12 protein-coding genes are annotated in these 14,990 nt (G+C 39.9%); 2 read left to right on the top strand and 10 right to left on the bottom strand.

Annotation, left to right across the window (positions count from 1 at the left end; genetic code table 11):
• Window positions 1-123: 123 nt before the first annotated feature.
• The gene (ytvI, locus tag LQ226_RS02300; protein ID WP_231416231.1) at window positions 124-1,170 is read left to right on the top strand and encodes a sporulation integral membrane protein YtvI; all 1,047 of its coding nucleotides are present in this window, start codon (window positions 124-126) and stop codon (window positions 1,168-1,170) included.
• A gap of 85 nt (window positions 1,171-1,255) precedes the next feature.
• Here ytvI and LQ226_RS02295 read toward each other — a convergent pair whose 3' ends face one another.
• From LQ226_RS02295 to cyoE, 8 genes are all read right to left on the bottom strand, one after another.
• Complete coding sequence (locus LQ226_RS02295) at window positions 1,256-1,771, bottom strand: GNAT family N-acetyltransferase (RefSeq protein ID WP_231416230.1); 516 nt, start codon at window positions 1,769-1,771, stop codon at window positions 1,256-1,258.
• Between the two features lie 194 nt (window positions 1,772-1,965).
• Window positions 1,966-2,427: a DUF420 domain-containing protein gene (locus LQ226_RS02290; protein WP_231416229.1), complete on the bottom strand. Its 462-nt coding sequence runs from the start codon at window positions 2,425-2,427 to the stop codon at window positions 1,966-1,968.
• Window positions 2,428-2,510: 83 nt separating this feature from the next.
• Entirely contained in the window at window positions 2,511-3,401 is an 891-nt protein-coding gene (gene ctaG / locus LQ226_RS02285) for a cytochrome c oxidase assembly factor CtaG (protein ID WP_231416228.1), read from the bottom strand.
• 258 nt (window positions 3,402-3,659) lie between these two features.
• On the bottom strand, window positions 3,660-3,977 hold the full coding sequence (ctaF, locus tag LQ226_RS02280) for a cytochrome c oxidase subunit IVB (protein ID WP_231416227.1): 318 nt from the start codon (window positions 3,975-3,977) through the stop codon (window positions 3,660-3,662).
• Window positions 3,978-3,980: 3 nt separating this feature from the next.
• A complete protein-coding gene (locus tag LQ226_RS02275; RefSeq protein WP_231416226.1) occupies window positions 3,981-4,619 on the bottom strand; it encodes a cytochrome (ubi)quinol oxidase subunit III in 639 nt (212 codons plus the stop codon).
• Window positions 4,616-6,472, bottom strand: a complete 1,857-nt coding sequence (gene ctaD / locus LQ226_RS02270; protein WP_231416225.1) for a cytochrome c oxidase subunit I — start codon at window positions 6,470-6,472, stop codon at window positions 4,616-4,618. Before ctaD ends, LQ226_RS02275 begins: the two co-directional genes overlap by 4 nt.
• Before the next feature lie 21 nt (window positions 6,473-6,493).
• Window positions 6,494-7,585: a cytochrome c oxidase subunit II gene (gene coxB / locus LQ226_RS02265; protein WP_231416224.1), complete on the bottom strand. Its 1,092-nt coding sequence runs from the start codon at window positions 7,583-7,585 to the stop codon at window positions 6,494-6,496.
• Window positions 7,586-7,671: 86 nt separating this feature from the next.
• Window positions 7,672-8,613 (bottom strand): heme o synthase, encoded by a 942-nt coding sequence (cyoE, locus tag LQ226_RS02260; protein ID WP_284526975.1) that lies wholly within the window; start codon window positions 8,611-8,613, stop codon window positions 7,672-7,674.
• Between the two features lie 634 nt (window positions 8,614-9,247).
• Here cyoE and LQ226_RS02255 point away from each other — a divergent pair.
• Window positions 9,248-10,168, top strand: a complete 921-nt coding sequence (locus LQ226_RS02255; protein ID WP_231416223.1) for a COX15/CtaA family protein — start codon at window positions 9,248-9,250, stop codon at window positions 10,166-10,168.
• Window positions 10,169-10,226: 58 nt separating this feature from the next.
• Here LQ226_RS02255 and pyc read toward each other — a convergent pair whose 3' ends face one another.
• Entirely contained in the window at window positions 10,227-13,670 is a 3,444-nt protein-coding gene (gene pyc / locus LQ226_RS02250; RefSeq protein WP_231416222.1) for a pyruvate carboxylase, read from the bottom strand.
• The gene (ftsW, locus tag LQ226_RS02245; protein WP_231416221.1) at window positions 13,637-14,881 is read right to left on the bottom strand and encodes a putative lipid II flippase FtsW; all 1,245 of its coding nucleotides are present in this window, start codon (window positions 14,879-14,881) and stop codon (window positions 13,637-13,639) included. The genes pyc and ftsW overlap by 34 nt, the downstream gene beginning before the upstream one ends.
• Between the last annotated feature and the right edge of the window lie 109 nt (window positions 14,882-14,990).

Raw genomic sequence — 14,990 nt, 5'->3', positions numbered from 1 at the left:
CAAAGCAATAATACATGATTCTTATTTAAGGTTTTTAACTGTTCAAAAGGAGAGGTTCATGCTATATTTTCATTATGAGAGTGTTGATTGAAAGGAGCTTCTGAAAGTAAATTGTTCCGTTATATGAGTAAAAGACATTGGGTTCTAATTTTTCTAACCGTTATCTTATTAATTGGTGCTTACTTTATATTACCTGTATCATTGCCACTCCTATTGGCTTTCTTTACAGCGCTATTTTTAAACCCATTGGTAAGGTGGTTACAGTACAAATTTCGCTTTAAGCGGAAGCTTTCTGTGATTATTGTTTACATCACATTTCTAATTGTCATCGGGCTGGCCGGCTCATTATTAGTAACCAAAGCCGTTACGCAAGTTATTAATGTGGCAAATAATGCACCTGCCTATTTCGAACAGATCGAGGAATTCTTTGATGAATGGGCAAAAGACACTAATCAATTCGTAGAACGTTTCCCTGTTACAGTAGTAGATGAAGTAAATGGGACCTTGAAAGAGAAGTTCGATACATACACAGAAGAATACAAAGTGGACGACCAACTGAAGAAGATAGGAAATTTCCTCGCTGAAATTCCTAACTATTTAGTAAGTTTCTTAGTGTATTTAATCGCGCTGTTCTTATTTATGTTAGAAATTCCAAAGCTCAAGGCCAAGGCGTACGAACACATGACTTCTGAAACAGCTGAAAAGGTCCGCTTTATGAATAGCCGTCTTTCCTATGTTGTTTTCGGATTTCTGAAAGCTCAATTTCTAGTTAGTATTATTATCTTTGTAGTATCCTTACTAGGGTTACTGTACATTTCGCCTAAAGTGGCTGTATTAATGTCGCTTATCATTTGGGCAATTGATTTCATACCCATTATAGGATCAATCGCAGTACTTGGTCCATGGGCTTTGTATGCTTTTATTGTGGGCGATCTCGCAATGGGAACAGAATTATCTATATTAGCCGTTGTTCTTCTGGCCATACGCCGTACTGTTGAACCGAAAGTAATGGGACGCCATATTGGATTATCACCTTTAGCCACACTGATCGCCATGTATTTAGGCTTAAAACTAATCGGGGTATTAGGTTTCTTCATTGGGCCATTTATTGTGATTGCGTTCAACTCAGCGAAAGAAGCCGGTATCATTAAATTTAACTACAAGATTTAATAAGAAGAATAGAAAAGGACTTTATCCATAAAAAAGGTGTTATGGCTTCTATAGCCACAACACCTTTTTTTGGTTACTAAACGGTTTATCTTTGCCAAGACGTTTTCTTATGCGCTTCAAATACAATTAACCCGTCTTGTTCACCAGTACGTTTGAACCCATTCGCTTCTAAAACCTTACATGATGGCACATTTTGTGATGTACACCTTGCAGCAATTGTTTCAACACCATCTTGGGAGAATGCCCAATGAACCATAGAGTCAATAGCCTCTTTGGCATATCCTTGGTTTCTATGAATATTGGAGATAAAATATCCGATCTCTACCACCCCGTCAACGGGTTTCCCTTTAAAACCAATATCCCCGATTACCATATCCTTATGTTTATGTAAGATAATCCAAGGGCCAAAACCAAACTCTTCCCCATCATTTTCTAAAGCCTCTACATATATAGGCAACATGGCTTTTAAACCATCATCTGGCCATAACGAATCATACTTCACCTTTAGCCAGTCGGGGTAACTCTCTGGACTGACCATGAGCTGCTGAGCTTGGGATATGGTGATTGGTGTCATAATCAATCGCTGATTCTCTATATTCATTGTGTTTCCACCTTTCAAATTAGTCGGAAATCATTCAGGTCCATTATGTATGTAACTGCTTCTTCCTTTACTACTCTTACCTTTTCTTTCAGTATCTTAAACCAAATCCCGTGTTTTTACTAATGTATTTTAATGGAGTGACCTAAAACATAACAAAAGCCTTCTATCTATAGTCCTTAGATAGAAGGCTTTTGTTAAAATCCTAATATTGCTTTAAACATGCTGGTCGTTTCTCCGCCCTTATAAAACACATACAGGAGTAAATAAACAGCCACTCCAGTAACTGCAGTAAAGAACCAGATCACGCTTGTGATAGGTCCAATTTTACGGTGTTTGCTTATATTGCGCTTAAAGGCCAATACGAGTGTAACAATTCCAAATACTCCCCCTGTTGTTGCTAAGATAATATGAAAGATTAAAAACAACGTATAATAAATCTTAATATCATCCGGGCCACCAAAGCTTGTGTTTCCTACAAAGATTGTTCTAGAAAGGTAGATAATAAAGAAAATGAGCGCGCTTACAGCACCCGCAATCATAACCTGCTTATGCGCGACAACCTTTCCCTTAGCAATCAGAACCCATCCGATTGCAATAAAAATGGCACTAATGACGATAAAAGACGTACTAATCGTCGGTAATATTGGCAACATCATCAATTCCCCCCATACTCCTCAATTGAACACTCTATCTATTATTATGTATAAATAAACTCCTCTCTCTAGAAGAGGAGTTATCATTAGTTTGACTCACTTGGTAATGGATCAATACTTGTACTCTCTTTGTTGAACCAAGAGAAGAAAATAATCGCTAGAATCGTGCCATACACAATTTCTTGCGTAATCTTCATAATAATTCCACCTGTAGCCTGATCCTCTCTTATAGACATCGGCGAAAAGATTTCAGGACCACCTAAAGATAGACCATCGAGTACTCCTGGTGGAACACAAAGGGACATCGCCTGAGCCCAGGAAGATGGGTCGCTATAAGTGCTATAAAGGGCAGTCTCTGCGAATATGATCAGCCCACAAGCAGGTGTGATAAGTACACCATTGGCAAAAATGTATCCGATCTTCAGTAATGGTGAAAGTTTATCTAGTTCTTTTAAAGGAGCGAAGATTGGAAGCCATACTAAAAATGCTGTAATAAGTATAACAGTGGTCACAACTGCGTGTGCAGTCGCATTGGATTTAGTGAAATCAAATACAACAGGTATATGGTATAGCGAAAACAGCCCGTTAAAAAGCAACAACGCAATAAGCGGCTTTGATAAAAGATACAACACATTCTTTAAAACCGGCACCGAAAATACTTTCTCCCACATCCAAGAAGGCAATCCTTTAATGATTAAAATCGGAAACACTAAATAATATAAAGCCATTTGGATCATATGGGCGGTGAATATGATATGCCCTAAGAGATCAACAGGTGATCCTTTTATAGCATAAAGGAGAGCTAGTCCAATATAAAACATACTTTGCTCGGAAGCAGTAGGTTTTTCATAATCCCCGAAACGCTTTCTTAAGGGACCTGTAAGGAGAAAATATAAAACACCTAAAGCTAGGACAAACATAAGGTAATACGGACTCCACAAAGCCCTAAACCCAAAAATTTGTATTTCTAACCACATTCATCTCACTCCATGTCTCTGTCTTTGATGGATAACTTACCACCATTATATCGTATTTTGGACTGAAAACCCACGCCGTTCTCACCTGAAGATTGACAAGAGTTTGACAAATTCGTGAAACCACCTCTTCTAGCCCTTTTTGGTTAAGGAATTGAGTGGAGAAAAGGGAGATCCCCTAAATTATAGAGGAGTTTATTCCCTCCATTCTTTTCACCAAAAAAAGGTTGGAGAGGAATTTCCTCTCCAACCTCCTTCCTTTTACCACCAAACAATCGTAACCATGGTAATGACCGTTAACAGGGCTACAAATACTCCAGAGTATAAGAAAAGCGCTGGTAAACCGTGTCCTTTATGGTACATATGCATAAAGTAGTAAAGTTGAAACCCAACCTGTACGCATGCCAGAAGAATAATGACCGGTATGGTAAACAGCGGGTCATATTCTGCGATAACCATACCAAACGCTACAAGCGTAAAGATGATCATTAAGGCGAAAGTAATGAGCTGGTACTTCATTTCTTCTTTGTTCTTTTGTTTGTAAAACTCATAACTTGTGGAATTGGTGTTATTCGCCATAGATTAGCCCCCCAATTTTCCCATTAGGTACACAACTGTAAAGATGAATACCCAAACTACGTCAATAAAGTGCCAGTAAAGGCTCGCAATATAAAACTTAGGTGCATTATACAAGTTAAGACCACGTTTAGCGTTACGAATCATAATCGTAAGGATCCACAACAATCCGAACAACACGTGACCACCATGGAATCCAACGAGTGCATAGAAAGCTGAACCAAATGCATCTGATCGGAACGTATGGTTTTCATGCACGATGTACTCATAGAACTCATAGATCTCGCAGCCAAGGAATGAAAACCCTAGTAAAACTGTAATTCCTAACCAGAGCTGCATCTTTTTGAAGTCTAAGTTTTTCATATGGTAAATCGCATATACACTTGTTAAAGAACTGGTCAAAAGGATGATCGTCATAATAAAGACGAGTTCAAGACCAAATAATTCAGCAGGACCTGGCCCATTTGTATTCGATGCTTCCCCGTTTAGAGCTAAATAGGTCCCGAATAAACTTGCAAATAATACAGTTTCTCCACCTAGGAAAAACCAAAATCCTAAAAATTTATTTTTTCCTTCTAGGGTGGCTTTTTCAGGTTCGTGTGGGCTTTGCCCTGGCTTTAGTCTTTGTAGTTGGTCGCTACTCATTCAGAACCAGCCCCCTTTTCTAGATCTTCTTTATGAATATGGTAGCCGAGGTCATCTTTAACAGATCGAACAAACATAGATCCTAGTGTAATCAACATACCTACAAACACTAATCCTAACCATTTGCTGTCGTCTACCTGGTAAATGAAACCAAATCCTGCAATAAATAAACCTAAGGACATAACAAATGGAATAAAGGAATTATTCGGCATATGAATGTCTCCAAGTGGCTCGGCAGGTGTCATTTTTCCGTTACCTTGTCGCTTTTCAATCCATAGAGGGTCAAGTCCGCGAACAAGAGGAGTTTGAGTAAAGTTATAGAACGGCGGTGGTGATGGAATTGACCACTCTAGTGTTCGACCATCCCACGGGTCTCCGCTTACTTTCTCACCTTTCACAGACGTCACAATAACATTGTAAAGGAAAATGACAGCACCAATGGCCATTAAAACAGCACCAATCGTACTCACCAAGTTTCCTAAATCAAGATTCTGATCAGGTAAGAACTTCCAGTAACGACGTGGCATTCCCATTAATCCTAAGAAGTGCTGGATAAAGAATGTTAAATGGAAACCAATAAAGAATGGCCAAAAGGCAAGCTTACCTAATTTCTCACTTAACATCGTACCGAAGAATTTAGGCCACCAGTAATGAAGCCCCGCAAATACTCCAAATACTACCCCACCTACGATAACGTAGTGGAAGTGAGCTACAACAAAATACGTATCATGATACTGATAGTCAGCAGCAGCTGCTGCAAGCATAACCCCGCCAAATCCACCAAGTGTGAAGGAAGGGATAAAGGCTACGGTCCAAAGCATAGGCGTAGTCATCCGTATGCTTCCGCCCCACATTGTAAATAACCAGTTAAAGATCTTAATACCAGTTGGAACGGCAATGGCCATGGTTGCAATAGCAAAGATCGAGTTGGCAACTGGACCTAAACCAGTTGTAAACATGTGGTGCGCCCATACCATAAATCCTAAGAAACCAATTAAAACCGTCGCAAATACCATTGCGGAATAACCGAATAATCGTTTCTTAGAGAAAGTTGAAATAATATCACTAAACAATCCAAAGATCGGTAAGACCAGAATATAAACTTCTGGGTGACCAAAGATCCAGAACAGATGCTCCCAGATGACGTGGTTTCCTCCCATTTGTGGGTCAAAGAAGTTGGCCCCGAACATACGGTCGAACATCATTAAGAATAATCCCACTGTTAAAGCTGGGAATGCGAAAAGAATAAGTACACTCGTAACAAATGCTGTCCACGTAAATAGTGGCATACGCATATATGTCATACCTGGTGCACGCATATTTACAATCGTTACAAGGAAGTTAATCCCCCCGATTAGCGTACCCGCACCAGCAATTTGAAGACCCATTACATAGTAATCAACCCCGTGTCCCGGAGAAGTTGTGGACAATGGTGCATAAGCTGTCCACCCTGCATCAGGTGCACCTGTGAACCAGGAAATGTTCAGTAAAACGCCTCCAAAAAAGAAGAGCCAAAAACCTAATGAGTTTAAAAATGGAAATGCTACGTCACGTGCTCCGATTTGTAATGGAACAGCAATATTCATCAATGCAAAGATCAATGGCATCGCTGCTAAGAAAATCATCGTTGTTCCGTGCATGGTAATCAGCTGGTTATACATTCCAGCAGAGACAAAATCATTGTCAGGCACAGCAAGCTGAATTCGAATCAGCATTGCTTCTAATCCACCCGCAAGGAAGAAAATACCACCAGCAATTAGGTAAAGGATCGCAATTTTCTTGTGATCCACTGTGGTCAAGTAATCCCATAGGGTAGCGCCAAAGCCTTTCTTTTGCGCAGTAGCTGTACTCACGCTACGACCTCCCTTTTCTCTCTATTCTTGTGCTTCAGCATCCTCAGGTGTAATATCTGAAGGATTCAGCTGTAATAAGTAATCCGCCAGTTGATCTGCTTCTTCAGAAGTTAACGGATTTTTAGCCTCTGTATTCCCGTATTTACCTGTCATCTTATTACCCGGTTTTATTTCTTCCGGATGTTGAAGCCACTTAATAAGATTTTGTTTGTTGTTGTCTAAGATACCAGCAATCTTAACGCGCGAAGCGAAGTTTGTAAGATTTGGCCCTACTCCAGCTGGTGCAGACCCGATGGCATGACAGCCAATACAGCTGTTATTAAACAACTCTTTACCGGCTTGTGCCGATTCAGATTCAGGCGTAGCGTCAGTATCTACATTTTTCATGTCTTCTGCCCACTGATCAAATTCCTCAGGACTTACGGCTATGACTTTAAAGCTCATAAGCGAGTGGGATGGACCACATAGCTCAGCACACTTACCGTAGTAAACGCCTTCTTCGTATGCATTAATCCACATTTCATTTACGTTACCATCTCCAGGGTTTGTATCCATCTTCCCAGAGATCGATGGAACCCAGAACGAGTGAATAACGTCACTTGCTGCTAATTTTAAGTATACGCGCTCCCCTGTAGGGATATAGAGATCTTGACTTGTTTGAATCTCAAGACCGTTATAATTATAATGCCACCAATACTGCTTACCTGTAACTTCAATCGTTACAGCATCTTCTTTGTCCTCTTCTGACGGTGTTGTGTCAGCGAGCATAAATGTTTTTTGAACAGTTGGTACTGCTAATACTACTAAAAGTAAAATCGGAACAACTGTCCATAACAATTCAAGAAACTTGTTTCCTTCAGTTTGCTTAGGAATATAGTCTTGATTGTCATCTTTCTGACGATAGCGAATCAATACAAAGAAATAGATCGCCATAACAATGACCCCAACGACGACCATTATGATAACGCTTAACATCATCAGGTCATAAATGACATCAGCGCCTTCACCCTTAGGTTCGAGAGCTGTTAGGTTAGGTAACCCACAACCCGATAGGGTCAGCAACATGATGCCAAAAAGGAACAGAACGCGAGACTTTCCCATCCATCCTTTCATTAAAGATACCTCTCTTTCTCTTTTTAATATTGCAAATTTTTATTATTAAGAATCAGGAAAACTCGTTAAGAGTTTTCCTGATCAACTTAAAAAGGGTTAGGCAATGTAACAACAATCATCGCTACAAATAGAATGGTCAAATAATTTAAAGAGTAAACAAACATCCATGTAGCCCATTTCATATCATTCTTCATAAAGAAGCCTGCTACCCCTATGGCAAACCATCCAATACTAAGTAAGGCTGCGATCACCATGAAGACTGTCCCTAGAGAATGTAAATAGAACGGGAATGGTAATAAACATGCTGTGTATATAACAATTTGGCGTTTTGTAATGGAGAAACCGTGGACAACTGGAAGCATTGGAATGCCGGCCTGACGGTACTCTTCTGTTTTCTTCATAGCAAGTGCTAAGAAGTGAGGTGTCTGCCAAATAAACATAACAAAAAATAATCCCCATGCTACTGGATGTAATCCAGGGTCAACAGCAGCCCAGCCAATTAAAGGCGGAACAGCCCCAGAGAAACTACCAATAACCGTATTCAATGTGTATCTTCTCTTCGACCACATTGTGTAAAGCACCACATAAGTAAACCAACCGAAAGCTCCGATTAAAGCAGCTACCCAAGTGGTAAACAATAAAAAGAGAAGCCCTAGTGAAGTAACGGAAATCCCCATAATCAGAATATGCTTCAATGAAATCGTCCCCGTTACAGTAGGTCGACTTTGGGTTCGAGACATTACTTTGTCAATATCCCGATCGTAATAGTTATTAATAATGCAGCCACCTGCTATGACAAACGCGACCCCAATCATAGACATCAGGAATGCTTGCCAGTGGTCAATGAATTGTGACCCTGTAAAATGGACTGCCAGCCAAAATCCTGCAAATGCAGTCATTAGGTTTGAATTTATAATTCCAATCTTTATCAATGAGAGGATATCTGCCCATAAGGATGAAGTTGATTCATCTCTAGCTGGACGATTCATCACTTGTGTTGTTGATTCAACAGTTCTTGGATTGTTCATCGTTCTTCGTATTCCTCCTTCAACCTTCCCTCACCAATCGTTCATATTTACTTAGTATAAACAAACTCCATTCATTTTAAAGGAGGGCGTGTTATAAAACTTCTTTTATGAACGCAATGATTCTAAACATTCCATCCTATTGTATCATGGAATAGATTTTCTATCTATTTAATCAGAGATATTTTAAGTTGTGAAATATCTGTGAACACCCCTCTGATCAGACTTATAAAACAAGATTTCTGTTTTAGAATAAGACAACTTGATTAGTGGTGAAGAATGAGAAATCTCCGGGAACAAATCCCCTATTTATTTCTAGCAAACAACCGTTTACATTGCAAGCACTTTTTGACAATTGTTGATAAAATATCAAAACAATTGGCTACTGAACTCTAAAGGAAAGACAGTTTCCTTATAGGTATGACTAGCTTACACCGATCACATACTTTGACCAAAGATAATCTATCTAAACTCTGCTTTCTAAGGAGTCTAAAACGCCAGACATTTAATAACAAGAAGAATCATGGTAGTATAGAGTTTGTGTCGATTTGGTGAACATTACGAACGATAATTGCACTTATTTTTTCGTTTATATTAATATAGATATGTTCCACTAAATATACAGAGAGGTGGAGAAATGATTAAATTACTAAAATGGCTTTCCGTTCTGTCGTCTCTTGGAATGCTATTCGTCTTAATAGGTGGCGCACTAGTTACGAAAACGGAGTCAGGCATGGGGTGCGGAAGAAGCTGGCCGCTATGTCATGGTCAAATTATCCCATCAAACATAACCCCAGAATTAATTATTGAAATGGCTCACAGACTCGTATCCGGCGGAGTCGGACTTTTTGTATTAGTGTTATCCATATTAGCATGGAGATATATAGGACACATCCGAGAAACTAAATTACTTGCATTCTTATCCATCTTTTTCTTAGTTGCCCAAGGATTAATCGGAGCAGCTGCAGTTAAATTTGGACAATCCGATTTTGTATTAGCGATGCATTTTGGGATCTCATTGATTTCGTTTGCATCCATTTTCTTATTAACCTTATTGATTTTTGAGATTGATAGGAAATTTGATGCTGACTCCTTATACATTGACCGAGGGTTACGTGTTCAATTTTACAGTTTAGCTATTTACACATTAGTAGTGGTTTATACAGGAGCATTGGTACGTCACGTCGGAGCAAGCGTTGTATGTTCTGGCTGGCCATTCTGTGATAATAGCAGCCCTCTTGCATTCGGTTCATTCAATATGTATGAGTGGGTTCAAATGGGACACCGCTTTGCAGCAGGCTTAATATTTGTATGGGTCGCTTATCTATTTGTCAGAATAAGAAAGCAATATAAGTCAAAAGGTGTCATGAGATCTGGCTGGAACCTTGCCCTCATCCTAATGATTCTGCAGGTGTTCTTAGGAGCAATGATTATAGTGACACAGCTCAATCTCTTTATCGCTCTTTTACACGCTCTAGTGATTGCTTGCTTCTTTAGTCTATTGACTTACTTTATCTTGCTTTCTTCACGTAGTGCGAAATACGATAAAACAAAATAATAATTAGTTGGAACAAAAAAGTCCGTAGGGAGGATCCCTACGGACTTTTTATTATGATTTATTCAAATTCAATTAGGAGATCTCCAACATGGATGGCTTCTCCGTTTTTAACATAAATATCTTTAATCTTACCATCAAACGGAGCTTGAACCGTCGTTTCCATCTTCATGGCTTCTGTAATCATGAGATGGTCCCCTTTCTTCACGGTTTCTCCTTTATTAGAAATAACATTCACTACCGTACCAGGCATCGTGGCACCAATATGTTTTGGATTTTGTTTATCTACTTGAGGACGCGCCTCAACAGATGCTTTAATGTTTTGGTCCTTTATCACTACTTCACGAGGTTGTCCATTTAGTTCAAAATATACAACCCTAGTAGCATCAGGTTGGGCTTCACCAATGGAAACAAGTTTCACAATCAGCGTTTTACCTTGTTCAATCTCAACCTCAATCTCTTCGCCTAGTCTCATACCATAGAAGAAAGTCAGAGTATCTAATACCGACATATCTCCGTATTGCTCGTAAAACTGGTGATAGTCCATGAAAACTTTAGGGTAAAGAGCATAGCTGATCATATCGAAGCTTGTTACTTGTCGATCTAGTTTTTGGAATAGATTTTCTTTTAGATCTTTAAAATCAACAGGTTCTAGGAGTTCTCCCGGTCGAACTGATAGAGGTTCTTTCCCTTTTAAGATGATACGTTGAAGCTCCTGTGGGAAGCCCTGGTATGGCTGACCCAGGTAGCCTTGGAAGAATTCCAGAACAGAATCAGGGAAATCGATTGATTCACCTTTTTCATATATGTCATCTTCTGTTAAATCATTTTGAACCATAAAGAGAGCCATATCCCCTACTACCTTAGACGAAGGGGTTACTTTTACAATATCTCCGAACATGTCATTTACACGACGATACATGTGTTTTACTTCATCCCATCGTGATTCAAGGCCTACCGCTTTCGCTTGTTGTTGAAGATTACTGTACTGCCCTCCTGGCATTTCATGCTCATACACCTCAGAGTGAGGAGCCATCATGCCACTTTCAAAGTCCTGATAATACTTTCTTATATCCTGCCAATAGTGTCCTAATTCTTCATAAGCTTGAACATCAATGTCAGGCTTGCGTTCGTTTCCTTCTAAAGCATAGTATAAACTACTCGCACTAGGCTGTGAGGTTAATCCCGCCATCGTACTTGCAGCCACGTCCACCACATCTACGCCGGCCTCAATCGCACGAGCGTATGTGAATATCCCATTTCCACTTGTATCATGAGTGTGTAGATGGATTGGGATCGTAACCGTTTCTTTTAAAGCAGAAATAAGTTGATAAGCAGCCTCCGGTTTCATGACTCCTGCCATGTCTTTAATGGCTAGGATATGTGCACCCGCTTCTTCTAACTCTTTTGCAAGGCTTGTGTAATAAGCAAGATCATATTTAGGGCGTGATGGATCTAATATATCCCCGGTATAACACATGGCTGCTTCTGCAATCTTGCCTGTTTCTCTAACAGCTTCAATAGCTAACTTCATACCTTCTACCCAGTTCAAGCTGTCGAAGATACGGAATACATCGATTCCTGCTTGAGCACTCTTTTCTACAAATTCTTTAATTACATTATCAGGATAGTTCTTATATCCGACCGCATTACTTGCACGAAGTAACATTTGGAATAGCATATTTGGCATTTTTTCACGCATGTTCAATAATCGCTTCCAAGGATCTTCTTTTAAGAATCGATAGGATACATCAAAGGTAGCCCCGCCCCACATCTCTACTGAGAATAAGTTAGGCAGCAAACGTGCTGTTGGTTCCGCGATATGTTCAAGGTCTTTCCCTCTGACACGGGTTGCCAATAAAGATTGGTGAGCGTCTCTGAATGTAGTATCTGTATATAGAACTTCTTTTCGATTCTTAAGCCATTCCGCAACAGCCTCAGGACCTTGTTCGTCAAGCAATTGCTTAGTCCCAGACGGGAAAGGTTCTGAATGTTTTACAACAGGCTCTCGTGGTCTTGGTAAGGCTGGTTTCTTCCGATGGGAGGTGCCTTCAAAACCATTAACCGTTGTAGCACCAATGTATGAAAGCATTTTTGTTCCCCTGTCCTTACGTTTAGGGAAAACAAACAGTTCAGGTGACTGATCAATAAATGTTGTGTTGTATTCACCTGACAGGAAATTATTATGCAAGATTACGTTCTCAAGGAACGGAATATTCGTCTTAATACCCCTGATTCTAAATTCTCGCAAATTACGCACCATCTTATGAGCCGCTTGGTCAAAGCTTAATGCCCATGTGGAAACTTTTACGAGCAAGGAATCATAATACGGGGAGATGACTGCACCCTGAAATCCGTTTCCTGCATCCAGTCGCACTCCAAATCCACCACCAGATCGATAAGCCATAATTTTTCCTGTATCAGGCATGAAATTATTTAGCGGATCTTCTGTTGTGACGCGTGACTGAATCGCATATCCGTGGGTACGAATGTCATCCTGCTTTGGAATATTAATCGGTTTCTCAAACAAGTTATATCCTTCTGCAATCATAATTTGAGCTTGAACGATATCGATTCCCGTTATTAATTCAGTGATGGTATGCTCCACTTGGACACGAGGATTTACTTCGATAAAGAAAAATTCGTCTCCAGAAACTAAAAACTCTACAGTTCCAGCATTTAAGTAAGAAACGTTGTCCATTAATTTAACAGCAGCCTCACACATTCTCTCTCGAATGTCATTATGTAAGGAAACGCTCGGAGCAACTTCTACTACTTTTTGATGTCGACGCTGAACAGAACAGTCACGCTCATATAAATGAACGATATTTCCATCGGCATCTCCAAGAATTTGAACTTCTATATGTTTTGGATTTTCTACTAACTTTTCTACATAGACATCATCATTTCCAAAAGCAGCTTTTGCTTCAGAACGAGCCCGATCATATCCATCCTGAAGAGCCGCCTCACTGCGGACGATTCTCATACCGCGTCCACCGCCTCCAAGGGCCGCTTTAATCATAATGGGATAGCCGTGTTGACGCCCAAACGCTTTTACCTCTTCAATATCAGCAACAGGACCATCTGTTCCAGGAATTACAGGGATATCCGCCTGTATGGCCTGGTATCTTGCTTTCACCTTATCGCCAAACATATTTAAATGTTCACTAGTCGGTCCGATAAACGTAATGCCTTCTTCTTCACACCGTCTAGCAAAATGAATATTTTCAGACAAGAAACCATAACCAGGGTGGATGGCATCAACGCCTACACTTTTGGCAATTTCAATAATACCTTCGATGTCGAGGTAGGCATCAATTGGCTTTTTCCCTTCGCCTACAATATATGCTTCATCTGCCTTATACCGGTGATAGGATCCACTATCCTCTTTCGAATATACAGCTACAGTTCTGATATCTAACTCCGTACATGCACGGAATACGCGGATCGCAATTTCACCGCGATTCGCTACTAATACCTTATTGATTTTCTTTCGTTCGCCCATTGTCTTCCTCCCCTTGCTTTTCTTTGTTGTAATGTAGGTACTTGATTAGCAGAATGATCTTCTTCTGTTACAGTCTTGTTATAAACCTTTGGTTGGTCCTGCATTCGTACCTGTCTAGCTATATTATTTAAAATTCCCATAGAGGCCAATAAGACCACTAAAGAAGAACCTCCATAACTTACAAATGGCAGCGGAACTCCTGTAATAGGGAGAAGTCCACTAACAGCGCCAAGATTAATAATCGTTTGAATTCCTACCATCGAAGAAATTCCTATGGCTAAAAGACTGCCAAATGCGTCTGTACACTTTCTCGCTATAAACAAACCTCTAAGAACAATAATCGTTAAAAGACCAAGGCCGAGCAATACGCCCAAAAGGCCTAATTCTTCAGCAATAACCGCCATAATAAAATCTGTATGAGGCTCAAGAAGATAACCAAGCTTTTGAACACCTTGTCCTAAGCCGTCCCCACTTAAACCACCAGTACCAATGGCTATATAGGATTGAATTAAGTGATACCCATCATCTGCTGGATCCGAAAACGGTTCGTACGCCCCTGTAAAGCGAGCAACACGTTCGGAATCCGTTACGACAGAGGTTAGTATAAAGATCGAAATCAACGCCCCACCTAGTACAGTTAGCATCCCTATAATTTTTGGATGAATACCTGCACTCAAAAATACAGTAGCGGCAATAAGTCCGATAATAGAAGCTGTCCCCACATCAGGCTGCCAAATGATTAAACCAAGGATAAGAAACGTAATAAACATGGGTGGTATTACGCCCCTTTTAAAGCTGGATAATCGATCTTGCTTCTTCGCAAGTGCAGAAGCGAGGTACATAATGAGACCTACTTTTGCTAGTTCTGCTGGCTGTATTCGAATAGGTCCTAATACAAGCCAAGAGTAGGCACCATTTACATAATCGCCAAGAGGCGACCATACTAAAGCTAATAAAATGGCAACACCAAATAAAATAATTGGCATCCATTTTTGATATTTCTGATAGGGGAAAAATACAGTAAAAGCGAAAGCTACCATTCCGATCGCACACCACACTAATTGTTTATTTAAGTAGTGATCGGGAGAATAGCCCCACTTCGCAACGGCATAAACCATTGATGCACTATAAATCATAACGACTCCAAAAGCAGTTAAGATCAGCGGTGTAAAGATTAAAGTGAAATCAAAGTTTTTCCATAATTTTTTCATTGTTGTCCATCCTTATGTAATTGGTTTTGACCCCTTATATTTTTTTACTAGATTAAAGCACCAAATTCCTTCTTGGCAAGGAAAATATCTTTCATAATTAATCTCTTTC

Origin of the sequence: Pontibacillus sp. HN14, assembly GCF_021129245.1 — a bacterium.
Taxonomy (GTDB): Bacteria; Bacillota; Bacilli; order Bacillales; family BH030062; genus Pontibacillus.
The sequence above is the reverse complement of the archived record's forward strand: the minus strand, read 5'-3'. Positions and strand labels throughout refer to the sequence as shown.